The sequence below is a fragment of the Micromonospora sp. NBRC 110009 genome (assembly GCF_030518795.1).
Lineage (GTDB): Bacteria > Actinomycetota > Actinomycetes > Mycobacteriales > Micromonosporaceae > Micromonospora.
In genome coordinates this window covers 3,305,774-3,328,058 of sequence record NZ_CP130427.1, presented here as the reverse complement: position 1 = coordinate 3,328,058, position 22,285 = coordinate 3,305,774, and the positions used below count along the sequence as shown (strand labels likewise).

23 protein-coding genes are annotated in these 22,285 nt (G+C 73.5%); 12 read left to right on the top strand and 11 right to left on the bottom strand.

All coding sequences use genetic code 11. The features are described 5' to 3' along the window. Nucleotides 1-165 precede the first annotated feature (165 nt). Nucleotides 166-1,380: a zinc-dependent metalloprotease gene (locus Q2K19_RS15980; RefSeq protein ID WP_302772523.1), complete on the top strand. Its 1,215-nt coding sequence runs from the start codon at nucleotides 166-168 to the stop codon at nucleotides 1,378-1,380. Between the two features lie 63 nt (nucleotides 1,381-1,443). On the opposite strand, the gene Q2K19_RS15975 is transcribed toward Q2K19_RS15980, so the two are convergent. Both Q2K19_RS15975 and Q2K19_RS15970 read right to left on the bottom strand, forming a co-directional pair. Beyond that, nucleotides 1,444-2,142 (bottom strand): hypothetical protein, encoded by a 699-nt coding sequence (locus tag Q2K19_RS15975; RefSeq protein WP_302771891.1) that lies wholly within the window; start codon nucleotides 2,140-2,142, stop codon nucleotides 1,444-1,446. Nucleotides 2,143-2,272: 130 nt separating this feature from the next. After that, entirely contained in the window at nucleotides 2,273-2,803 is a 531-nt protein-coding gene (locus Q2K19_RS15970) for a M48 metallopeptidase family protein (protein ID WP_302771889.1), read from the bottom strand. Nucleotides 2,804-3,295: 492 nt separating this feature from the next. Between Q2K19_RS15970 and Q2K19_RS15965 the strand changes: the two genes are divergently transcribed. The 3 genes from Q2K19_RS15965 to Q2K19_RS15955 all read left to right on the top strand — a co-directional run bounded on the left by Q2K19_RS15965 (nucleotide 3,296) and on the right by Q2K19_RS15955 (nucleotide 6,126). Continuing rightward, complete coding sequence (locus Q2K19_RS15965) at nucleotides 3,296-3,463, top strand: DUF5679 domain-containing protein (RefSeq protein ID WP_012014940.1); 168 nt, start codon at nucleotides 3,296-3,298, stop codon at nucleotides 3,461-3,463. A 203-nt stretch (nucleotides 3,464-3,666) separates the two neighbouring features. Further along, nucleotides 3,667-4,743: a hypothetical protein gene (locus Q2K19_RS15960; RefSeq protein ID WP_302771882.1), complete on the top strand. Its 1,077-nt coding sequence runs from the start codon at nucleotides 3,667-3,669 to the stop codon at nucleotides 4,741-4,743. 36 nt (nucleotides 4,744-4,779) lie between these two features. Then, on the top strand, nucleotides 4,780-6,126 hold the full coding sequence (locus tag Q2K19_RS15955) for an ABC1 kinase family protein (protein ID WP_302771880.1): 1,347 nt from the start codon (nucleotides 4,780-4,782) through the stop codon (nucleotides 6,124-6,126). A gap of 296 nt (nucleotides 6,127-6,422) precedes the next feature. Here the strand turns inward: Q2K19_RS15955 and Q2K19_RS15950 are convergent, their stop codons facing one another. From Q2K19_RS15950 to Q2K19_RS15940, 3 genes are all read right to left on the bottom strand, one after another. Further along, the gene (locus Q2K19_RS15950; RefSeq protein WP_091262418.1) at nucleotides 6,423-6,788 is read right to left on the bottom strand and encodes a WhiB family transcriptional regulator; all 366 of its coding nucleotides are present in this window, start codon (nucleotides 6,786-6,788) and stop codon (nucleotides 6,423-6,425) included. A 126-nt stretch (nucleotides 6,789-6,914) separates the two neighbouring features. Next, nucleotides 6,915-7,169 (bottom strand): hypothetical protein, encoded by a 255-nt coding sequence (locus Q2K19_RS15945; protein WP_302771877.1) that lies wholly within the window; start codon nucleotides 7,167-7,169, stop codon nucleotides 6,915-6,917. Between the two features lie 131 nt (nucleotides 7,170-7,300). After that, a complete protein-coding gene (locus Q2K19_RS15940) occupies nucleotides 7,301-9,454 on the bottom strand; it encodes an ATP-dependent DNA helicase UvrD2 (RefSeq protein WP_302771875.1) in 2,154 nt (717 codons plus the stop codon). A gap of 94 nt (nucleotides 9,455-9,548) precedes the next feature. Here Q2K19_RS15940 and Q2K19_RS15935 point away from each other — a divergent pair, with 94 nt between their 5' ends. Then, nucleotides 9,549-9,791, top strand: a complete 243-nt coding sequence (locus Q2K19_RS15935) for a mycoredoxin (protein WP_302771874.1) — start codon at nucleotides 9,549-9,551, stop codon at nucleotides 9,789-9,791. Between the two features lie 67 nt (nucleotides 9,792-9,858). Here Q2K19_RS15935 and Q2K19_RS15930 read toward each other — a convergent pair whose 3' ends face one another. Further along, nucleotides 9,859-11,154: an MFS transporter gene (locus tag Q2K19_RS15930; RefSeq protein WP_302771873.1), complete on the bottom strand. Its 1,296-nt coding sequence runs from the start codon at nucleotides 11,152-11,154 to the stop codon at nucleotides 9,859-9,861. 231 nt (nucleotides 11,155-11,385) lie between these two features. Here Q2K19_RS15930 and Q2K19_RS15925 point away from each other — a divergent pair, with 231 nt between their 5' ends. From Q2K19_RS15925 to Q2K19_RS15915, 3 genes are all read left to right on the top strand, one after another. Next, nucleotides 11,386-12,363, top strand: a complete 978-nt coding sequence (locus tag Q2K19_RS15925) for a helix-turn-helix domain-containing protein (protein WP_302771871.1) — start codon at nucleotides 11,386-11,388, stop codon at nucleotides 12,361-12,363. Nucleotides 12,364-12,436: 73 nt separating this feature from the next. Further along, complete coding sequence (locus Q2K19_RS15920; protein ID WP_302771870.1) at nucleotides 12,437-12,676, top strand: DUF397 domain-containing protein; 240 nt, start codon at nucleotides 12,437-12,439, stop codon at nucleotides 12,674-12,676. A gap of 212 nt (nucleotides 12,677-12,888) precedes the next feature. Next, on the top strand, nucleotides 12,889-13,164 hold the full coding sequence (locus Q2K19_RS15915; RefSeq protein WP_302771868.1) for a hypothetical protein: 276 nt from the start codon (nucleotides 12,889-12,891) through the stop codon (nucleotides 13,162-13,164). A 134-nt stretch (nucleotides 13,165-13,298) separates the two neighbouring features. Here Q2K19_RS15915 and nudC read toward each other — a convergent pair whose 3' ends face one another. From nudC to Q2K19_RS15900, 3 genes are read right to left on the bottom strand one after another with little or no spacing between them, the layout of a single operon-like run. After that, nucleotides 13,299-14,246: an NAD(+) diphosphatase gene (gene nudC, locus Q2K19_RS15910; RefSeq protein WP_302771867.1), complete on the bottom strand. Its 948-nt coding sequence runs from the start codon at nucleotides 14,244-14,246 to the stop codon at nucleotides 13,299-13,301. 46 nt (nucleotides 14,247-14,292) lie between these two features. Beyond that, nucleotides 14,293-15,630, bottom strand: a complete 1,338-nt coding sequence (locus Q2K19_RS15905; protein WP_302771865.1) for a M16 family metallopeptidase — start codon at nucleotides 15,628-15,630, stop codon at nucleotides 14,293-14,295. Further along, complete coding sequence (locus tag Q2K19_RS15900) at nucleotides 15,627-16,937, bottom strand: M16 family metallopeptidase (protein ID WP_302771863.1); 1,311 nt, start codon at nucleotides 16,935-16,937, stop codon at nucleotides 15,627-15,629. The genes Q2K19_RS15905 and Q2K19_RS15900 overlap by 4 nt, the downstream gene beginning before the upstream one ends. Nucleotides 16,938-17,166: 229 nt before the next feature. Between Q2K19_RS15900 and Q2K19_RS15895 the strand changes: the two genes are divergently transcribed. Genes Q2K19_RS15895 through Q2K19_RS15880 form a run of 4 tightly spaced genes read left to right on the top strand, consistent with a single transcriptional unit; the run spans nucleotide 17,167 to nucleotide 20,317 of the window. After that, nucleotides 17,167-18,225, top strand: a complete 1,059-nt coding sequence (locus Q2K19_RS15895) for an ABC transporter substrate-binding protein (RefSeq protein ID WP_368046147.1) — start codon at nucleotides 17,167-17,169, stop codon at nucleotides 18,223-18,225. Next, nucleotides 18,222-18,998, top strand: coding sequence for an ABC transporter ATP-binding protein (locus tag Q2K19_RS15890; protein ID WP_302771859.1), 777 nt, complete (start codon nucleotides 18,222-18,224; stop codon nucleotides 18,996-18,998). Before Q2K19_RS15895 ends, Q2K19_RS15890 begins: the two co-directional genes overlap by 4 nt. Beyond that, nucleotides 18,988-19,872, top strand: coding sequence for an ABC transporter permease (locus Q2K19_RS15885; RefSeq protein ID WP_302771857.1), 885 nt, complete (start codon nucleotides 18,988-18,990; stop codon nucleotides 19,870-19,872). The genes Q2K19_RS15890 and Q2K19_RS15885 overlap by 11 nt, the downstream gene beginning before the upstream one ends. A 4-nt stretch (nucleotides 19,873-19,876) precedes the next feature. Further along, complete coding sequence (locus tag Q2K19_RS15880) at nucleotides 19,877-20,317, top strand: RrF2 family transcriptional regulator (protein WP_302771855.1); 441 nt, start codon at nucleotides 19,877-19,879, stop codon at nucleotides 20,315-20,317. 148 nt (nucleotides 20,318-20,465) lie between these two features. Here the strand turns inward: Q2K19_RS15880 and Q2K19_RS15875 are convergent, their stop codons facing one another. Together Q2K19_RS15875 and Q2K19_RS15870 are read right to left on the bottom strand one after the other, a co-directional pair. Further along, nucleotides 20,466-21,854 carry a DEAD/DEAH box helicase gene (locus Q2K19_RS15875; RefSeq protein ID WP_302771853.1) on the bottom strand — a complete coding sequence of 463 codons (1,389 nt, stop codon included), beginning with the start codon at nucleotides 21,852-21,854 and terminating at the stop codon, nucleotides 20,466-20,468. Between the two features lie 219 nt (nucleotides 21,855-22,073). Beyond that, on the bottom strand, nucleotides 22,074-22,277 hold the full coding sequence (locus Q2K19_RS15870) for a cold-shock protein (RefSeq protein ID WP_067374184.1): 204 nt from the start codon (nucleotides 22,275-22,277) through the stop codon (nucleotides 22,074-22,076). Between the last annotated feature and the right edge of the window lie 8 nt (nucleotides 22,278-22,285).

Below are 22,285 nucleotides of genomic sequence, written 5' to 3'. Positions count from 1 at the left end.
GGGCCCGTGATGTCCGGCGCGACGACCGGCGGACTTCGCCCTCAGCGCAACGCCAGCGGGCGCGACCTGCGGCGCGGCACGCGTACCGTAGACGTCGTGCCTGATATTCCGTTCGGCTTCGCGCTCCCGGGTGGGCAACCACCAGACCCCAACGATCCCGCGCAGATGCAGCAGTTCATGTCGCAGTTGCAGCACCTGCTCTCCGCGCCGGGCAGCGGACCGGTCAACTGGGACCTCGCCCGGCAGGTGGCCGCCAGCCAGCTCGCCGCCGCCGGCGACCCGGCGGTCTCGCCGTTCGAACGCAACGCGGTGGAGGAGGCCCTGCGCATCGCCGACCTCTGGCTGGAGCCGGCCACCTCGTGGCCGTCCGGCATCCGGGCGTCGGTCGCCTGGAACCGCAACGAGTGGATCTACAAGACCCTCGACGTCTGGCGCAAGCTCTGCGACCCGGTGGCCAGCCGGATGGTCGGCGCGATGGGCGACCTGGTGCCGCCGGAGGCCCGGGCTCAGCTCGGCCCGATGCAGTCGATGGTCGCCACGCTGGGTGGCGCGCTCTTCGGCGGCCAGCTCGGCCAGGCGCTCGGCTCGCTCGCCGCCGAGGTGCTCTCGGCCGGCGACATCGGCCTGCCGCTCGGCCCCGCCGGCACCGGCGCGCTGATCCCGGCCAACATCCGGGCGTACGGCGAGGGCCTGGAGCTGCCCGAGGACGAGGTACGCCTCTACGTCGCCCTGCGCGAGGCCGCCCACCAGCGGCTCTTCCAGCACGTCCCGTGGCTGCGCGGGCACGTGCTCACGGCCGTGGAGAACTACGCCGCCGGCATCCGGGTCAACCGGGAGGCGATCGAGGAGGCGATGGGCCGGGTCGACCCGGCCGATCCGGAGTCGATGCAGGCGATCGCCCTGGAGGGCATCTTCACCCCGGAGGACACCCCGGCACAGAAGGCCTCGCTGGCCCGGCTGGAGACGGTGCTCGCCCTGGTCGAGGGCTGGGTGTGCCACGTGGTCGACAGCGCCGCGGGCGACCGGCTGCCCAACGTCGTACGCCTCGGCGAGGCCTTCCGCCGCCGCCGGGCGGCCGGTGGGCCGGCCGAGCAGACCTTCGCCGCCCTGGTCGGCCTGGAGCTGCGACCGCGCCGGCTGCGCGAGGCCACCGTGCTCTGGGCGGCGCTGACCGAACAGCGCGGGATCGCCGGCCGGGACGCGGTCTGGGGCCACCCGGACCTGCTCCCCTCGGACGACGACTTCGCCAACCCGGAGGCGTTCGCCGCGACGACCAACGACCTCGACGAGGAGTTGGCGAACTTCGACTTCACCGCCCCCGGCGCCCCGGAGGAGCAGCCCCCGGGCGAGGACGAGGGCGAGGGCGACAACAAGCCCTGACTCGGCCGTCGCGGCGCCACCAGGATCCGCGCAGGCTGTGCGGCTCCTGGTGGCGTCGGTCGGTCAGCCGGGCTGGCCGGAGAGCAGGGCGCGGGTGGCTTCCCAGCCTTCGAAGGCCGGGTCGAGGGTGGCCAGGTCGGCGGGGCCGCGCAGCCGGCGCCAGCCGGCGGTGACGGCCACGTCGCCGGGGCGCGGGGCGGCCGCGCGCAGGTCGGCCGGCACGGCCGTGTCCACGTCCAGCGCCGGCAACCAGCCCGGTACGGGCAGCCGGGCGGCCACGCCGAGTAGGCCCGGGCCGTCGCCCTCCACCGGAGCGACCGCGACCGGGCGGCTGGAGAGCGGCCGGAGCAGCTTGCCTAGGGTGAGTCCGGGAACGTCGGGCGCGTCGGCGACCACCACGGCAGCCTGGTCGTACCCGCCCGAGGAAGTCCCGCCGGTCCGGGCCGGGGCAGCGGTGTCGGCCGAGGCGACATCCTCGCCCGGCCCGGCCCCCGTGCCCGGTGCGGCGGCCCTCGACAGCGCGGTGAAGACGGCGTTGACGGTGGGTTCGGCAACCTCGTGGACGGCCGTGCCCGGCCAGACCACGGCGTCGGCCAGCCAGCGGTCCTCCGGGGTCACCGCAACCGCGATCTCCACCTCGTGCAGCGTGGCCAGCAGGTCCACCACGTCCTCGGCGAGCGCGGTGCGCCACCGTGCCGGGTCGATCCCCGGAGGCGTCCAGGCCACCGGGCCGAGCAACGCCACCACCACACGTCGGGCCACCCGACGACCCTAACCCGCCGCCCCCTGTCGCCAGCCCGACCGGGTTGCGACGCAGGAGACCTCGGTAGCAGGTGACCCCGACCCGGGCCGATTCCTTCCAAGATCTGGGGGCTCCGGCGATACGAGCGGGTCAGTCGGCCAGGGAGACGCCGGCGGCGGCGGCGACACCCTCCAGGTAGCCACGGGCCCGCTCGGTCTTCGGGTACCGGCCGACCAGGGCCCAGAACGAGGCGTTGTGGCTCGGCACGATCAGGTGCGCCAGCTCGTGCAGGAGCACGTAGTCGATCACCCAGTCGGGCATGTCCTGGATCCGGTGCGAGATCCGGATGGTCCGGTCGGCCGGCGTGCAGGAGCCCCAGCGGCCGTTCTGGTTGGTGACCCAGCGGACGCTGGCCGGGGCCGCCGCGACGCCGTGCTCGGACAGGTAGAGGTTGATCAGCCGGGTGGCCCGGGCCAGCAGCTCGGCGTCGGAGCGGGCGAGCCGGCCCTCCCGGGCGGCGAGCCGGGCCAGCATCCGGTCGACCCACTCGCTCTCCTCGGCGCGGGAGAACTGGTCCGGGATGAGCACCACGACCCGCTCCCCGTCCCGGTACGCGGACACCGTGCGTCGCCGGCGCTGACTGCGCCGTACCTCGACGACGGGCTTCCGCGTCCCGGCCATCACTGGTCCGCGCAGCCTCGGATGACTGTCACGAGGGAAAGTTACTGCGTAGTGACCAGGGGTCCGCAAGAGTCAACACGACGACACGCGCCCGGAAAATGGGGGTTGGTCGTCAGGAGTCCTGAAAAATTTCTTTGCGGGTGACCCGCTCGGCAGTTTGCACGTCACCTGTCGGCCCCCGCTCACGTTAGATGATCTACCAACGGGCCGTCGCGCGGGGTCTCCCCGAAGGGGGATCTGAGGGCCTTCATCCGGCGTGTCCCCGCGAAACTGACTTATCCGACGTAACTCGGCATGCACACTCTCGACGTCGACTTCCTCACAGAGTCGACGCACAGCTGACATGGAACTGCCCAGACCTGGGTAGGGTCCGCCAACCAGCGGTCACGAGCGTGGCCGCGGAGAACCCCCCGGCGCCGGTGCCGTGCGTGGCCCGCCGCAGGGAAACCCGCCGGGACGGCGTGCCCGGCGGACGAGACGAGGAGGGCTACCGTGGCCGACCAGGCCCAGACCTACAACGGTTACTGCGTGAAGTGCAAGGAGAAGCGGGACTTCGAGGGCCGCGTGGAGGTCTCGAAGACCGGCATGAACATGGCCAAGGGCAAGTGCCCGGTGTGCGGCACAACAGTGAACCGCATCCTGGGCAAGGCCAAGGTCTGACCCGTACGGGTCGAACCGGGGGAGGGCGGCCACCGGCCGCCCTCCCCCGTGTCGTGTCCGGGCCCGGACTGTCGGCTGGCCGACACCAGCTACCGGCCGGTTGTGGATAACCCTGGTCAGCCCTGTGGACAACCCTGGATGCCGCCGGGCGCGCCTGTGGACAACGATCGACGGAGAGCGGAGACGCGGTCACGATCCGTGGCATGACCCACCCGACGCCGCTCCCCCGCCCGACCCTCCTGCCGGGCCTCACCAGGCTCTGGCGGGACCGGCACACCCTGCAGCTCGGGGTCGAGCCCGGCCGCGCGGTGCTGCTGGAGGTGGCCAACCCCCGGGCCGCCCGCCTGCTCGACCTGCTCGACGGCACCCGCAGCGAGCGGGCCGTCCTGGCGTCCGCGACCACCGCCCAGGTGGCGCCGGACGAGGCCCGGGTCCTGCTCGACACGCTCCGCGCCGCCGGTCTCGTCGTGCCGGCGCACTGCCTGCTCCCCCGCGACCTCGCCGGTCCGGTCCGGGCGCGGCTCGCGGGCGAGGCGGATGCCCTGGCGCTCGCCGTGCCCGGACCGCCCGGCACGCCGGCCCAGGTGGTGCGCCGCCGCCGGGCGGCCCGCGTCCGGGTCACCGGCGCCGGCCGGGGCGGCGGGGCGATCGCGGTCGCGCTGGCGCAGGCCGGCGTGGGGCACGTGGCGCCGGAGCTGAGCGGCCCGGTCCGCCCGGCCGACCTGGTCGGCACCGGCCTGACCGCTGCCGAGGTGGGTCGACCGCTGGCCGCGGCGGTCCGGGGCGCGCTCGCCCGGTGCGCGCCCGGCACGCAGACCGGGGCGCTGCATCGGGGCCGGGTCGACCTGGTGGTCCAGCTCGGCACCGACCGGCCCGCCGCGCTGCTCGCCACCGGGTACGCGCAGCGCCGCCAGCCCCACCTCCTGGTCGACCTGCGCGGCGGCGTGCCGGTGGTCGGTCCGCTGGTCCGGCCGCCGGTGGGTCCCTGCCTGAACTGCCTCGACCTGCACCGGGTCGACCGGGATCCGGACTGGCCGGCACTCGCCGCCGACCGTGCCGAGCGCGCCTGCACCGCCACCACCCGGCTGGCGGCGGTCGCGTACGCGGTCGCGGAGGCGCTGGCCCACCTCGACGGCGGCGTCCCGGAGACCCTCGGCTGTGCGGTGGAGATCGCCGGGGCCGGCCACTTCCGGCGCCGCCGGTGGCCACCGCATCCGTCCTGCCGGTGCTCCGGACGTCGCCCGATCCGGGGCGGCCCCGACCCGCTCCGGGCTTCGTAGCACCAGCGGACCCCTCCGGTCGGTAACAATGACCGGGTGACCGACATCCCGCGCCGCGCCGTCTCCCGGACCGCCAAGCTCGCCGCCCTGCCGCTCGGTTTCGCCGGCCGGACGGTGCTCGGCATGGGCAAGCGGGTCACCGGGCTGGCGTCCGACGTCATCTCCGCCGAGATCCAGCAGCGCACCGCCGAGCAGTTGTTCAGCGTCCTTGGGCAGCTCAAGGGCGGGGCGATGAAGTTCGGTCAGGCGCTGTCGGTCTTCGAGGCGGCCCTGCCCGAGGAGATCGCCGCCCCCTACCGGCAGGCGCTCACCAAGCTCCAGGAGGCGGCGCCGCCGCTGCCCGCCGCATCCGTGCACAAGGTCCTCGCCGAGCAGCTCGGGCCCGACTGGCGCGACCGGTTCGTGGAGTTCAACGACACCCCGGCCGCCGCGGCCAGCATCGGCCAGGTGCACCGCGCGGTCTGGCGGGACCCGGGCTACGGCCCGAGCGGCGGCCCGAAGCATCGCGACGTGGCCGTGAAGATCCAGTACCCGGGCGCCGGGGACGCGCTGCTCGCCGACCTGAAGCAGCTCTCCCGGCTGGGCGGCATGTTCCGGGCGATCCAGCCCGGGCTGGACGTCAAGCCGCTCCTGGTCGAGCTGCGCGAGCGGATCACCGAGGAGCTGGACTACGAGCTGGAGGCCGAGTCGCAGCGCGCCTTCGCCGCCGCGTACGCCGACGACCCGGACATCTACATCCCCGAGGTGCTGGACTCCTCGCCCCGGGTCCTGATCACTGAGTGGGTCGAGGGCACCCCGCTGGCGGAGATCATCCGGGACGGCACCGAGGAGCAGCGCGACGAGGCCGGCCGGCTGATGGCCGAGCTGCACCTCTCCGCGCCGATGCGGGCCGGGCTGCTGCACGCCGACCCGCACCCGGGCAACTTCCGGCTGCTGCCCGACGGCCGGCTCGGCGTGATCGACTTCGGCGCGGTGGCCCGGATGCCGGAGGGCACCCCTGAGCCGATCGGCCGGATCGCCGCGCTGGCGCTGCGCGGCGACGCGGAAGGGGTGGCGGCCGGGCTGCGGAGCGAGGGCTTCGTCAGCTCCACCGAGCCGATCGACGCCCAGGCGGTGCTCGACTTCCTCCGCCCGATGCTGGAGCCGATCGCCGCCGAGGAGTTCCGGTTCACCCGGGCCTGGCTGCGGTCCGAGGCCGCCCGCCTGGCCAATCCCCGCTCGGCGGCCTACCAGCTCAGCCGCCAGCTCAACCTGCCCCCCTCGTACCTGATGATCCACCGGGTGACGCTCGGCTCGATCGGCGTGCTCTGCCAACTGGAGGCGAAGGCGCCGTACCGGGCGATCCTGGAGCGCTGGCTGCCCGGCTTCGCCCCGGTGAGCTGACCGGCGCACACGCCGAAGGGGCGGTGACCATCCGGTCACCGCCCCTTCCGTGGTGTGGGGATCTAGAGAACGCCCAGGTCGCGAGCCGACTGGCTGCGGCTCTTCATCGCGACGGTACGGGCGGAACGGGTTGCCTCAGTGCTCGTGGTGGTGCCGGCCTGAGGCCGGCGCATTCGAGCCCGGGACAACGCTTCGTGGAGTAGTTGCATCTCGGTTCCATTCGGCAGGTGCAGCATCGATTTCGGCTTTCTCGCGGCCGGTGAGGTCACCGGCGGGGACGTTGGAACGGGGTTGTGTCAGGCTGCCAGCCGGACGGAGCTACGCGACTCGGACAGCCCGCTGGCCGCCAGTCGCGCCTCCGCCTCGACCCGAAGCTGGGCGTCACGGGCGAGGTCCTCCTTGCGCGGACGGCCCCGGGGCCGCTTGCGCGGAACGACCGCGCCACGCTCGAAGATCTCGCCGCCCCAGACGCCCCAGGGCTCGGCCCGCTCCACCGCGCCGGCAAGGCACTCGACGCGCAGCGGGCAGTCCCCGCAGAGCGACTTGGCCAGCTCGAGCTCGGCAGGCGAGTCGGAGAACCACAGGTCGGGGTCGAACTTCCGGCAGGGCAGGTTCGCCTCCACCTCGACGCTCACGTCGAGCGGGGCCAACGCCAGACTCATCCTCCGGTCACCTCTCTCTCACTTCGATCTCGTGGATCGCATTTCCGACGTACTTCGGCAAAAAAACTGAGGCCGCGGATCCCGGTATGCGGGTTCCGCGGCCTCGAGGTGAGCCGGTGGTCTGGATCAGACCGGTCTACCTCGAGGTGGAACGCCGCGGACATCCGTGCGCTTCTTGACGTCACCGATGCCCATGCCCGTGAAGCCACTGGTCCCCTCGATCTCCGCCAGCGGCGCGACGGTCAGGTTCAGCTCGGCCTGAACCTGGGCCTGGTGCACCTGCGGAGCCGACGGTCGAGCGGCAAGGGCCACCCGGACGGACGACAGCGGAGCGCGGGCAGCTGGCATCGCCGCCGGACGCTCATAGGTGAAGATCTCCACGGGTGCCACCTCCCTCAACGTTCCTCGTGCCGACCATGGACTCATCCCCCGTGAGCAGCCAAAATGATGCCGCTCGCGAGGTGTGTCCTGAGGCTATTCCTCGCCCGCAGGCGAGGGCAAACGATTTACGGCTAGATTTCGAAACTTTTCTGCGGGCAGACCTCGTCGACCGGTGCGCCGGCCACCAGGGCCAGCACCGTATCCCCGTAAAGTCCCAGTTTGCGGGGGCCGATTCCGGCGATCGCGATCAGCTCCTCGGTGCGGCCCGGCTTCCGCTCGGCCAGCGCGGTGAGCGTGGCGTCGGTGAAGACGACGTACGGCGGCACCTTCTGCGCCCCGGCCACCCGCTGCCGCCACTCGCGCAGCCGCTCGTACAGCTCTTCGTCGATATCGGACGGACAGGTCGGGCAGCGCCCCAGCTTCCGGTCCGCGCCGGCGAGCAGGGTGGCCCCGCAGATCCGGCAGGAGACCACCTGGGTGCGCCGCCGCTCGGTCCGCCGGGCCGCGCCCGCGCCGGCCCGCTCGCCGCCGCCGGAGCGGTCGAGCTGCGGCAGGAAGCGAGAGGGCCGCCGGGCCCGCCCACCCGGCGACCGGGCCGCGGCGTACGACAGCCAGAGCCACTCCCGCGCCCGGGTGATCCCGACGTAGAGCAGCCGCCGCTCCTCCTCGACCTGCTCCGGGGTCTTCGCGTACGTGGTGGGGAGGGTGCCCTCGGCGAGGCCGACCAGGAAGACCGCGTCCCACTCCAGGCCCTTGGCCGAGTGCAGCGAGGCCAGGGTCACCCCCTCGACCGTGGGCACGTGCTGCTGGGCCGCCCGGCGCGCCAGTTCCTCGTTGAAGTCGGCCAGCGTCACCGGCCGCTCGATGGCCACGGCCTCCCCGATCGGCACCACCTCGGGCGTCGCCGCGTACTCCTCGGCGAGCTGGACCAGGGCGGCGAGCGCCTCCCACCGCTCCCGGGCGGCGCCGCCGGCCGGGGGCGCGTCCGGGGCCCAGCCCACCGCGCCGAGCCCCTCCACGACGGCGGCTGGCAGCGGGGTCTCGCCCGGGATGGACCGGGTGGCGGCCCGCAACGCCACCATCGCCTGGCGCACCTCGGGCCGTTCGAAGAAGCGTTCCGCCCCCTGCACCACGTACGGCACCTCGGCCTCGGTGAGCGCCTTCTCGTACGCCTCGGACTGCGCGTTGGTGCGGAACAGCACCGCGATCTCCCGGGCCGGGGTGCCCCCGTCGACCAGCGCCCGGCACCGGGCGGCGACCGCGTTGGCCTCGGCCGGCTCGTCCGTGAAGATCCGCAGCTCGGGTTCCGGGCCCGGTGGGCGCTGGCCGTGCAGCTCCAGCCGCAGCCGCGCCTCGCTGCCCCGGGCCTGGGAGATCACCGCGTTGGCCAGCCCGACCACCTGCGGGGTGGAGCGGTAGTCGCGGACCAGCCGGACCACCGTGGCGCCGCGGTAGCGGCGCGGGAAGTCGACCAGGTAGGACGAGGTGGCGCCGGTGAACGAGTAGATGGTCTGGCTGGCGTCGCCGACCACGGTGAGGTCGTCCCGGCCGCCGAGCCACGCCTCCAGCAGCCGCTGCTGGAGCGGGTTGACGTCCTGGTACTCGTCGACGACGAAGTGCCGGTACTGGCCCCGGACCTGCTCGGCGACGTCGGTGTGTTCCTCGATCCCCCAGACGGCGGCGCGCAGCATGTCCTCGAAGTCGATCACTCCGTTGCCGCGCTTGAGCCGCTCGTACGCGGCGAAGACCTCGGCCACCTTCGTCGGCTCGTACGGGGTCTCGCGCAGCGCCTTGGCCGCGGCCACCACGTACTCGCCCGGCTCGACCAGCGACGACTTGGCCCACTCGATCTCGCCGGCCAGGTCGCGGGCGGCGGCCCGGTCGGCGCGCAGGCCGACCTTGGCGGCGGCCAGGGTGACCACCCGGACCTTGCTGTCCAACAGCTCCGGCATGGCCCGCCCCTCGAGCAGGCGGGGCGCGAAGTAGCGCACCTGGCGCAGCGCGGCGGCATGGAAGGTGCGGGCCTGGACACCGCCGACCCCCAGCGCGGTGAGCCGGGCCCGCATCTCGGCGGCGGCGCGGGCGGTGAAGGTGACCGCCAGCACATGCCGGGCGGAGATCTCCCCGCTGAGCGCGCGGTGGGCGATCCGCGAGGTCACCGCCCGGGTCTTGCCGGTCCCGGCGCCGGCCAGGATGCAGACCGGGCCGGCCGAGGCGGTCACCGCGGAGCGCTGCTCCGGATCCAGTCCGGCCAGCACGCGTTGCGCCGCTGAGTGAACCACCACAGCCAGGAATCATTCCAGCCGCCGGCGATGTTGCAGCGGTTAGCCTGGCCTGACCCGGACCGGGCGCGAGAGCCACCCCTTGGAGGACCTGACCATGTTGACGATGTATTCCACCTCGTGGTGCGGCTACTGCCACCGGCTGAAGTCGCAGCTCGACCGGGAGGGCATCGCGTACGAGGTGGTCGACATCGAGCAGGACACGAAGGCCGCGGAGTTCGTGATGAGCGTCAACGGCGGCAACCAGACCGTGCCGACGCTGCGCTTCGACGACGGCAGTGCCCTGACCAACCCCTCGATCATCCAGGTCAAGCAGCACCTCGCCGGCATCGCCGGCTGACCCCACCCGTACCCGACAGGAGCGGCCGCCCCACCTGGGCCGGCCGCTCCTGTGCGTCGGCCGGGAGTCACCGCGCCCGCCGACAGCGGGTCGCGGCGACCACCTCGTGATCGCCGACCACGGCCGCCAGGGCGGCCTCCACCGGGCGGCGGGGAGCGGGGACGGGCCGGCGGACGGGCACGGACGGCGGGGTGAGCCGGCGGCCGCGCCACAGGTAGAGGCCGGCCGCGATGGTGACCACCCCGACCAGGGCGAAGAGCAGGCGGTAGTCGAGGACGCCGACGAGCAGCGCGCCGGTGCCGATGGAGACCGCCTGCGGGCCGCTGACCAGCGCCTCCGACGCGGCGGCGACCCGACCGAGCAGCCCGGGCGGGGTGCGCCGCTGGACCAGCGTGTTCAGCCCCACCATGGTCAGCGGCAGCGACACCCCGGCCAGCAGCAGCGCCAGCACACCCAGCCAGAGCCGGGGGTACGCCAGCGCCAGCGCGGCCGGCCCGAAGAAGGTCACCCCGGCGGCGAGCGTGCCCACCTCCCCGGTCCGGCGCACCACGGTCGCCGAGAGCAGCCCGCCGACCAGCCCGCCGATCCCCTGCACGGTGACCAGCACGCCGACGAACGCCACGTCCCGGCGCAGCCCCTGGTCGACGTACGCGAAGATCAGCGACTCGGTGAAGCCCATCACCAGCGAGCCCAGCCCGTAGCCGAGCAGGGCCCGGCGCAGCGCCGGCTCGCCGGACAGGTGCCGCAGCCCGGCCCCCAGCTCGGCCGGCCAGCGCAGGTCGGCGCCGCCCGGCGCGGTCTCGGTGACCCGGAGCAGGCCGACGACGGCCGCGGCGGCGAGGAAGCCGGTCATCGCGAGGGCCACCAGCAGCCAGCCACCGACGGCGGCGTAGATCCCCGCCCCGGCGAGCGGGCCGACCAGCCGCAGGCCCTGCCGGACGGTCTGCAGCACGCCGTTGGCGTCGGCCAGCAGCTCGCTGGGCACCAGGTGCTGGATCAGCCCGCTCAGCACCGCGCTCAACGTGATGTACGACAGCCCGTACAGCACCGCCACCACGTAGATGATCCAGACGTCGGCCCGGTCCCGAACCGCGAGGAGCGGGCCGAGCAGCACCGCCGCGCCGAGGTTGGCGACCACGAAGAACGGCCGGCGGCGGTAGCGGTCGACCAGCCAGCCGACCAGCGGCGCCAGCGTCATCGGCGCGATGATGGCGAAGATCGTCGCCCCGGCCATGCCGTCCGCTCCGGTGAGGTCCTTCACCCAGACGGCGAGGGCCAGCAGCAACACGGACTCGGCCGCCATGCTGGCCAGCACCGCGGCGAAGAGCAGACGGAAGTCGGGTCGGCGCAGGACGGTGCGCATCGGTTCCCTCCGGCGGGGGGATGCGCCCTCGGCGGGCGCGTCGGGGTCGGTCGTCGGGCCCCGGACCTCCCCGTCCGGAGCGTCGAGCACCCCTCCACGGTCCTCTTTTGTCGGAAGACACGCCCTCACCGGGAGCTCCGGCGCTGGTCGCGCCGTCCATACTGACCGTTGGGGGCGAATTTCATACAGTTACCGCCGCGTCCCGCGACGGTCGACCGAGAAGAGGACACCGTGCCTCCTGCCGCACCAGGCCCGATCCTGCGCCGTCGCAGGCTCGGCACCGAGCTGCGCCGGCTGCGTGAGCAGGCCGGGCTCACCGGGGACCAGGTCATCGAGCGGATCGGCTGGGCGTCCGCGTCCAAGCTGTCCCGACTGGAGAACGGGCGCAGCCGCCCCGACCCGGACGACGTCGGCGTGCTGCTGACCCTCTACGACGCGGCCGACGCGCAACGCCAGGAGCTGCTCGCGATCACGCAGGAGGCCGGCGACATGCGCGGCTGGTTGAAGAACTTCCCGGTGATGACCGAGCAGCAGCGTGGCTTCGCCGAGCTGGAGGCGGGCTGCGCGGAGATCTCGGAGTACAACCCGGTGCTGGTCCCCGGGCTGCTCCAGACACCCGGGTACGCCCGGCACCGGATCCTGTCCGCGGCGCGGGTGGCGGCGCAGGCCGGCGACCCGGAGGCCGGCGAGGCCCCGGAGACCGAGGTACGCGCGCGCCAGGCCCGGCAGTCGCTGCTCACCCGCCCCGACGCGCCGCGCTACACGGCGGTGCTGGAGGAGGCGGCGCTCGGCCGGCGGGCCGGCCCGCCCGAGGTGCTGCACGAGCAACTCGCGCACCTCTGCGAGCTGGCCGTACTGCCGAACGTCACCCTGCGCCTGCTGCTGCGCGACACCCGGGTCGGCGACTACTACCTCCCACCGACCGCCTTCTCGGTCTACCGGTTCGCCGACCCGCTCGATCCGGAGACCCTGGCCATCGAAGGCGGCTTCACCGACGTCATGTCGACCGAGGCAAACACCCTAAATCGCTATAAAGTGGTGTTCGAGTGGCTATGCTCGGCAGCGCTCTCCGCATCGGACACCCTCTCCTGGCTCTTCGAGGCGACGGGACGGCCCGAGACGGCAGCCGAGTCCACAGTGGCGCACGGGCCGGCAACGGCGCCGGTCCAGCGCCGCCGCAACTCGGGGCGCCTCGCGACGGACCGGTGATCCAGCCAGGACCGGCCGTCCGGCCTGCGGCGTCACTCGTCCCCATCGGAGCACTCAGACCAGGAGCAGAACCATGAACGAGATCCGCAACAGCTCGCCCGGCCGCGCGCGGCAGCTCGCCGACGCCGCCTGGCGCAAGAGCACCCGGAGCCAGACCTCGAACTGCGTCGAGGTCGCGCCCCTGCGTACCGGGCCGGCGGCGGTGGCGCTCCGCGACAGCAAGGATCGCGGCGGGCCGGTGCTGCTGTTCAACCGGGCCGGATGGCTGGGCTTCATCGCCGGCGCGAAGAACGGGCAGTTCGACCTGAACTGATCCGGCGAACACGAGGGGCCGTCGGCTCGGTGCCGGCGGCCCTTCGCATGTCCACCCGGGACCAGCGTGCTGACCTGGGCTCCCCCGAACGGTCTACGCCTCGAACAATCGTCGAGTTTCACTTGCTGGGACGACCACCCGGCGTAACATGACGAACGAGTGACGTGGAAGTTCCAGCGCGTAATCCGTCCATCCGTACCCGGGGGACACTCATGCGGTTCCTGATCGTCCGCACCGAGATCCGATCCGTCGCCGACACCGACATCGCGGCCGTCTGGGCCGGTGGTGGTCGACTGCGGGACGAGACCACCGCGCCGGAGCCGCGCCGCCAGGTCGTCCACGCCGAGGACCGGGAGGCCGCCCTGCTGCTGGCCCGGGCGCTGGCCTCCGTGGGGGCCGTCCGCGCCGGCCGGCACCGGGTCAAGGTGCTCCCGATCGCGGACCCCGACCCGGACCCGGCCTGGTCGTACCGCTGGGCCGGCAGTTGACCCACAGCTGACGTCCGTCGTGGTCGGACCGGCTCCCCCGCCGCGTTCCTCGCCTCACCCGGCCACGGCGGCCCGTGCCCCCGGCCCGTGACCGCCGCGGCAACGACGGTCGCGGGCCGGGGCCGCGTTCCGGGTCAGCAGTGGCCGTCCAGCCAACGGTGGATCAGGAACAGGGCGATCGAGGACGGCGGCGGGAGCACCAGCAGATCGCCGCCGTCCGCCTCGACCGACTCGCCGGCCAGGGCCGTGCCGATCTCCCGCCGGGTGAACCAGCGGGCGTGGGCGATCTCCGCCGGGTCGACCCGGATCGGCTCGTCGGCGTCCGCGCGGGCCAGGAAGCCGAGCATCAGCGAGCCGGGGAACGGCCAGGACTGGCTGCCGGCGTACGCCATCCCCTCGACCCCGATGCCGACCTCCTCGCGGACCTCCCGGAGCACGGCGGCCTCGGCCGACTCCCCGGGCTCGATGTAGCCGGCCAGGCAGGAGTAGCGGCGCTTGCCCGGGCTCCGCGGCCAGGTGGCGTTGTTGCCGAGCAGGCAGCGTCCCTCCGGACCGGCCACCCCGTCGTGGACCAGCACGATCATGGCCGGGTCGGTGTGCGGCCAGACCCGCGTGCCGGCCGGGTCCACCCGCGACCAGCCGGCCTCGTCCGCCCGGGTCGGGTGCCCGGTGACCGACGAGTAGCCGTGTCGGACGTGCCAGTTCATCAGGGCCAGCGCGGTGGTGAAGATGCCCGCGTCCCGGTCGACCAGGAGGTGACCCACCTCGCGAAGGTTGGCCCGCCGGGTGCCGGGCAACTCCGGCAGGGGGGCGTCCACCGCGAAGACCGGTACGCCGTCCGGCTCGACGCCGAGGAACATCGGCACCGAGCGGGGCACCGCGGGCAGCTCGCCGGGGCCGACCAGCACCAGCTCCGGCGGGGCCGCCGGACCGCGCACCAGGGCCCGGCCGTCGTCGGCCGAGTCCAGCACCAGCACCCGGGCCCGCTCCCACGCCTCGGCGAGCCAGTCCGGATCGGTACGCCGGTGCGCCGCGCGGTCCAGCGTGGAGCGGGCCAGCGGCGGGGCGGGCTCGCCGCTCACGCCGCCGCCTCGCTGCTGAGCCACCTGGTTCGCTCGCTCCGCTCGCTCACGCCGACTCCGTACGCACCGGGGTGAGGGTGGCGAGGGAGTCCGCCACCCGCTCCGCGTCGCCGAGCACGACGGTGACCGCCTTCGCCGGGGCGAGGTAGCGCGCCGCCACCTCGGCCACGTCGTCCACGGTCGCCTTCGCCAGCCGGGCGGCGTGCTCGGCGAGGAAGTCCAGGCGCAGCCCGTTGCCGGCGTACGCGCTGGTCAGCGAGGCCAGCCCGGCCTGGGTGGACATGCCGAGCTGGAGCGTTCCGAGGGCGTACTGGCGGGCCTGCTCCAGCTCGTCCGGCTTTGGCGGCAGGGTGGCCAGCCGGCCCAGCTCGTACATCGTCTCCAGCAGCGCGGGGGCGGTCACCTCGGTGGCCACCTCGGCGCCGGCGACCAGCACCGATCCGGCCACCGAGTGCTCGATCAGCGAGTGCGGCCCGTACGTGTAGCCCTTGTCCTCCCGGATGTTCTCCACCCAGCGGGAGGAGAAGTAGCCGCCGAAGACCAGGTTGGCCAGTTGCAGCGCGGCGTGGTCCGGGTGGGTGCGGGGCACCGCGGGCAGGGCGAGCCGCAGCGACGACTGGACCGAGCCGGGCCGGTCGACCAGCAGCAGCGGACCGGGCTCCAGCGGCGGCGCGGGCGGCAGCTCGGCGACGTGCCCCGCCCCGTCCCAGCCGGAGAGCGCCTTCTCCGCGGCGTCCACGGCTCGCTCCGGCTGCACGTCGCCGACCAGTACCAGCACCGCTCCGGCCGGATGCACCCGCTCGGCGTGCAGCCGGCGCAGGACCGGCGGGCGGACCGCCCGGACCTGGTCGGCCTCGGGGGTCTGGACGGCGTACGGGTGCCGGCCGTAGATCCGCTTGAGCAGCGCGGTCCGGGCCAGGTGGGCGGGCTGGCTCTGGGCCACCTGGATCCGGTCGACCAGCCGGTCCCGCTCGGTCTCCACCCAGTCGGCCGGGTAGGTCGCCCCGGTCAGCACGTCGGCGAGGATCTCCAGCATCCGGTCCAGCCCGGTGACCAGGCCGGCTCCGGAGAGCATCAGCCGGTCCGGGTCGACGCCGGCGGAGAGGCCGCCGCCGACCTTCTGCAGTTCGGCCGCGATCTGGGTGGCGGTCAGCTCGGCCGTGCCGGAGAGCACGGTCTGCGCCAGCGTCGCGCCGCGGGCCAGGTGGGTCCGCCCGAACGGCATCCAGAGCCGCAGCTCGACCAGGGGAACGGCGGGCCGGCGTACGGCGATCACGGTGAGCCCGTTGCCGAGCGTGCGCTCGGCCTGCTTCGGCAGCTTGAGCCTGCGGTTGGGGCCGAGCGGCGGCAGCGCCCGCGTCCCGGTCTCCACGGTTGCCGTCATCGGGCACCTCCGGCGATGACCTCGATGGACGCGCGGCGCTGCGGCCGCACGGTGGCGGCGGCGGCCTGGATCTGCTCCTCGGTCACCTCGCCGACCAGCCGGGGCAGTTCGTTGAGCAGGCCCGGTTCGCCGCGCTGCTGTTCCAGCACGGCCATCCGGAGCGCCCGGCCGAGCACCGCGTCGGTGTCCCGCAGCAGGTGGGTGGCCATCCGGGCCTGGGTGCGGGCCAGTTCCCCCTCGGTCAGCCCGTCGGTGGCCAGCCGGTCCAGCTCCTCGTCGATGGTGCGCAGCACCTTGTCCACGTCGCCGCCGGGCGGCAGGTGGGCCTGGAGCAGCAGCGCGGTGGGGTCGCGCACGTCGAACGGGTCGCCCATGAAGCCCAGGTAGCCGCCGAGGCTGGTGACCGTGCGGTCCCGCTGGACCAGCCGCTCGACCAGCCGGGACGCGTCCCCGTCGGTGAGCACCTCGGCCAGCACCACGTACGGCAGGTAGCCGGCGAAGTTGGTCACCGGGTCGGGCACCCGCCACGCCCCGGCGACCGCGGGCAGCGGGGCCAGCTTGTCGGTGTACGACTTCCGCCGCTCGACGGTGAGGTCGGGCTCGGCGAAGTCCGGGCGGGCCGGGGCGGGCCGGGCCGGCACGTCCCCGAAGTGCCGTTCGATCAGCGCGGTCGCCTCGGCCACGTCGATGTCGCCGCTGACCGCGAGGACCGCGTTGCCGCTGGCGTAGTAGCGGCGGAAGAAGTCGGCGGCGTCGGCGACGGTGGCCGATTCCAGGTCGTCGAAGGAGCCGTAGCCGTCGTGGGCGTTGGGGAAGGTGTCGAACATGACCGGCGGCAGGGTCAGCCAGGGAAATCCGCCGTACGGCCGGTTGAGCACGTTGACCCGGATCTCCTCCTTGACCACGTCGACCTGGTTGCGCAGGTTCTCCTCGGTCAGCCGGGGGCCGCGCATCCGGTCGGCCTCCAGGAAGAGCGCGCGTTCCAGGGCGTTGCTCGGCAGCGTCTCGAAGTAGTCGGTGTAGTCCAGGTGGGTGGAGCCGTTGAAGGTGCCGCCGGCGCCCTGGACGTGCCGGAAGTGGGCCAGCTTCTCCAGGTTCTCCGAGCCCTGGAACATCAGGTGCTCGAAGAGGTGGGCGAAGCCGGTGCGCCCCTCCGGCTCGGACCGGATACCGACGTCGTAGACCACCGCCACCCCGATGACGGGGGCGCTGCGGTCGGGGGTGAGCACCACCCGCAGGCCGTTGTCGAGGGTGAACCGCTCGACCGGGTATTTCGTCGCTGGAATTCTCGCTCTCCGCGTCGGCACGTCCTCGACCCTAACGCGCCGGCCCCGCGCGCACCGGCGGTGTGGCCCGGCACCCCGGCCGGCCGCTCGCAGGGTGGCCCGAGTGGGTCAGCTTACTCCACCGGACAGGTGGGAATTGCCGAGAATACCGAGGTCGGCCGTCCCGGATCGTGGATGGGCCTTGACGCCGCTCATCCACTACCCCACTCTTCCTACTAACTAAGTAGGAATACTGTGGATTGGAATCATGATGAGACGCCTTCCCGTCCGTCGGCTGCTCTCCCTCGCCACCCTCGTCGCGGTCGGCGCGGCCACCCTGGGCACCGCGGCCTGCGGCGGCGACGCCGCCGACGCCGGCGGCTCCGGTCCGGTGACCCTGCGCCTCGGCTACTTCCCGAACATCACCCACGCGCCGGCCGTCGTCGGCGTGGAGAAGGGCATCTTCGCCGAGAAGCTCGGCAGCGACGTCAAGCTGGAGACGAAGACCTTCAACGCCGGCCCGGCCGCCATCGAGGCGGTCTTCTCCGGCGCGCTCGACGCCACGTACATCGGCCCGAACCCGACCGTGAACGCCTTCTCCAAGTCCAAGGGCGAGGCGGTCCGGGTCGTCTCCGGCGCCGCCTCCGGCGGCGTCGCGCTGGTGGTCAAGCCGGAGATCACCTCGGTGGAGCAGTTGCGCGGCAGGAAGATCGCCACGCCGCAGCTCGGCAACACCCAGGACGTCGCGCTGCGCTACTGGCTCAAGGAGAAGGGCCTGCAGACCACCAAGGAGGGCGGCGGCGACGTGAAGGTCGTCCCGCAGGAGAACGCGCAGACCGTGGAGACCTTCACCAGCGGCGCGATCGACGGCGCCTGGGTCCCCGAGCCGTTCGTCTCCCGGCTGGTCAACGCCGGCGGCAAGGTGCTGGTCGACGAGCGGGACCTCTGGCCGGACAAGAAGTTCGTGATCACCAACCTGCTGGTCAGCACCAAGTTCCTCACCGCCCACCCGGACGTGGTGAAGAAGCTGGTCGAGGGGCAGGTCGCGGCGAACGAGTTCGTCAACACCAAGCCGGACGAGGCACAGCAGGCCATCTCGGACCACATCGGCAAGATCACCGGCAAGCCGCTGGACGTGAAGCTGATCAAGCAGGCCTGGCCCACCCTGGAGTTCACCAACGACCCGATCGCCTCGTCGCTGAAAACCGGTCTGGACCACGCGGTCGCCGTCGGGCTCACCGAGCCGGTCGACCTCAACGGCCTGTACGACCTGAAGTACCTCAACGAGGTGCTCCAGGCGCAGGGCAAGCCCGAGGTCACCCAGCCGTGACGTCGACCACGACGACCTCGCGCAGCGCGACCGGCTCGGTCGCGCTGCGCGAGGTGACCAAGGTGTACGGCCAGGGCGGCAACGCCGTGCTGGCCCTGGACGGGGTGTCGCTGGACGTCGAGCCCGGCGAGTTCGTCTGCCTGGTCGGCGCCTCCGGATGCGGCAAGAGCACGCTGCTCAACCTGGTCGCCGGCCTGGACCGGCCCAGCGGCGGCCGGATCGAGCTGGACGACGCGAACCCCGGCCTGATGTTCCAGGAGTCCGCGCTCTTCCCCTGGCTCACCGTCGAGGCCAACGTCGAGGTGCCGCTGAAGCTGCGCCGGCTGCCCCGGGCCGAGCGGAAGGCCCGGGTCGCCGAACTGCTGCGCACCGTCCACCTGGCCGACTTCGGCCGCAAGCGCCCGCACCAGCTCTCCGGCGGCATGCGGCAGCGGGTCGCGCTGGCCCGCACCCTCGCCCTGGACACCCCGGTGCTGCTGATGGACGAGCCGTTCGGCGCGCTCGACGCGATGACCCGGGACATCCTCCACGACGAGCTCGAGCGGATCTGGTCCGAGCGGAAGCTGACCGTGCTCTTCGTGACCCACAACGTCCGGGAGGCGGCCCGGCTCGCCGACCGGATCATCCTGCTCTCCAGCCGACCCGGACGGATCATCTGGTCCACCCGGGTCGACGTCCCCCGGCCCCGGCGGATCGACTCCCCGGAGGTGGCGAACATCGCCGCCGAGGTCACCGACCGGCTGCGTACGGAGGTGGGCCGCCATGGCCAGTGACACCCTCACCGGGTCCCCGCGCACCGACGCGGAGATCTCCGGGCTGGACGCCCTGGAGATCGCCGGCCGGCAGAAGACCACCACCCGGGCCGCCCGGACCTGGGCGTCGACCTGGCCGAAGCTGGCCGCCCTGGCCATCGCGATCGGGGCCTGGCAGGTGGTCGTCTGGGCCGAGGTGTGGCCGTCGTACTCGCTGCCCGGGCCGGCCACCGTCGGCCAGGAGCTGATCCGGCAGGCCGAGAGCGCGCAGCTCTGGCAGGGCCTCGTCACCACGCTGCGCCGGGCCGCCGTCGGTTACCTCTTCTCGGTCGGCGTCGGTCTGCTGCTCGGCCTCGCGGTGGCCCGGTTCCGGGTGCTCCGCGCGGCCATCGGCTCGATGATCACCGCGTTGCAGACCATGCCGTCGATCGCCTGGTTCCCGCTCGCCATCCTGCTCTTCGAGCTGAGCGAGAAGGCCATCTTCTTCGTGGTGGTGCTCGGCGCGGCGCCGTCCATCGCCAACGGGGTGATCAGCGGGGTCGACTACGTGCCACCGCTGCTGGTGCGGGCCGGCCGCAACCTCGGCGCCCGCGGCCTGAACCTCTACCGGTACGTGGTCGCGCCCGCCGCCCTGCCGGCCATCGTGGCCGGGCTCAAGCAGGGGTGGGCCTTCTCCTGGCGCAGCCTGATGGCCGGCGAGCTGATCGTGGTGGGCATCTCGACCACCTCGCTCGGGGCGCAGCTGACCTACGCCCGGGAGCTGTCCGACGCGCCGTGGCTGCTCTCCACCATGATCGTCATCCTGGTGGTCGGGCTGCTCGTCGACGCCGCCTTCGGCGCGGTCGACCAGGCGATCCGCCGGCGGTGGGGCGTGCTGGACCAGGCCGGCAACTGACGCCGTGTACGTCTCCGCCCGCGCCGACTACGCGCTCCGGGCCATGCTCGCCGTCGCCGACGCGGCCGGGTCCACCGGCACCGGTGGACCCGGCGGCGAGCTGGTCAAGGCCGGGAACCTCGCCGAGAGCCAGGACATCCCGCTCAGCTTCCTCCAGGGCATCCTGCTCGACCTGCGCCGGGCCGGGCTGCTGCACAGCCACCGCGGCACCGAGGGCGGGTACGCCCTCACCCGCCCCGCCGGGGAGATCACCGTCGGGGATGTCCTGCGCGCGGTCGGCGGGGCGCTGACCAGCGTCCGGGGCCTGCCCGCGGATCGCACCGGCTACCGCGGGGTGGCAACCGGGCTGCGGGACGTCTGGCTGGCGGTCGACGGCGCGATCGCCCTGGTGGTCGACCGGACCACCCTCGCGGACCTGCTGGCGGACCGGGCCGCCGCACCCTGACCGGACCCGCGGGATCGGGCCCCGGATGCGACGAGGCTCGAAAGCCCAGCATCGGCGGGAACGAGACCCGGGACAGTCGCCCATCAGACGCGACCGCCGCTGATCCCCGACTTGACGGGGAGCAGCGGCGGAGGCGACGGAGGCGAGGTCAGGCGGTACGGGGACGCTGGGGGCGACGGCGTCGGCCGGACGCGCGATGCGCCGGACGCGGAGCGGCGTCGGTCTCCCCGCCGGACTGGCGGCCACCTGCGGCGCGGCCGGAGTCGGCAGCGACGCGACCGCCGTTGCCGGCCGCCCGGCGCCCCCGGGGTGCCCCGGCCCGCGCGGCGGGCGCCGACGGGGCGGCGACGATCGTCACCGGCACGCCGGAGGGCTCCCGCGCCCCGGTGACCCGGGTCAGCTCCGCGTCGCCCGGACGGACCTGGGTGGTCCGCGGGCTGATCCCGGCCACGCTCATCAGCCGGGAGACGTCCCGGCGCTGCTCCGGCAGGACCAGCGTGACCACGGTGCCGGACTCCCCGGCCCGGGCGGTACGCCCGCCCCGGTGCAGGTAGTCCTTCGCCTCGGTCGGCGGGTCCACGTTGACCACCATGTCCAGCCCGTCGACGTGGATGCCGCGGGCCGCCACATCGGTGGCCACCAGCGCGGTCACCTGGCCGGTACGGAACTGTTCCAGGATCCGGGTGCGCTGCGGCTGCGACTTACCGCCGTGCAGCGCGGCGGCGCGTACGCCCTTGGCGAGCAGTTGGCGGGCGAGCCGGTCGGCGCGGTGCTTGGTCCCCATGAAGAGGATGGTGCGACCCTCACGAGCGGCGATCTGCGTCAGCGCGGCGGGCTTGTCGACCGCGTCGACGTGCAGCACGTGGTGGGTCATCGCGGTCACCGTGGCGGTGCCGGGATCGACCGAGTGCGACACCGGCCGGGTCAGGAAGCGGCGGACCAGCTTGTCCACGCCGCCGTCCAACGTGGCGGAGAAGAGCATCCGCTGGCCGTCCGGCGCGACCTGCTCCAGCAGCTTGGTGACCTGCGGCAGGAAGCCCATGTCGGCCATCTGGTCGGCCTCGTCGAGCACGGTGATCGCCACCTCGCCGAGCCGGGCGTCACCGCGGTTGATCAGGTCGTGCAGCCGGCCGGGGGTGGCGATGACGACCTCGGCGCCGGCGCGCAGGGCGTCCGCCTGCCGTTGCAGCGACAGACCGCCCACGACGGTCGCGCAACGCAGCCCGACCGCGCGGGCGTACGGGGCGAGCGCGGTGGTCACCTGCTGGGCCAGCTCACGGGTCGGCACCAGCACCAGGGCCAGCGGGCGGCCCGGGCGAGCCCTACGGCCGGCGGTACGGGACAGCAGCGGCAGCCCGAAGGCGAGGGTCTTGCCGGAGCCGGTGCGTCCCCGGCCGAGCACGTCGCGACCGGCCAGCGAGTCCGGCAGGGTGGCCGCCTGGATCGGGAACGGCTCGGTGATGCCCTGCGCCGACAGCTCGGCGAGCAGCTCGGAAGCCAGGCCCGTCGCGGCGAACGTGGGAACGGTCATGGTCATGCGGAATGCCTTCCTCGACGCGGCACGTGTCGAGGGAGGCGCCGGAAGCGGCGCTGTCAACCGGGGACTCGTCCACCGGGACTCACAAGCACGAACCGAAGGGGTAGGGGCCGGTCCGCCGCAGCGCGCCGCCCGCCCGCCGGAGCGGGGGGCGGCGCGGCGGACCGAACCCTCACCGTGCCCTGAGGGCGCGGTGGATGGTGCCGGGTGATCCGAAGATCAGAGCGGGCGGATGTTCTCCGCCTGCGGGCCCTTCTGGCCCTGGGTCACCTCGAACTCGACCCGCTGGTTCTCGTCCAGGCTCCGGTAGCCGGAGGTCTGGATCGCCGAGAAGTGGGCGAAGACGTCGGCGCCGCCGCCGTCCGGGGTGATGAAGCCGAAGCCCTTGTCAGCGTTGAACCACTTGACGGTGCCAATAGCCATTTGTTTCG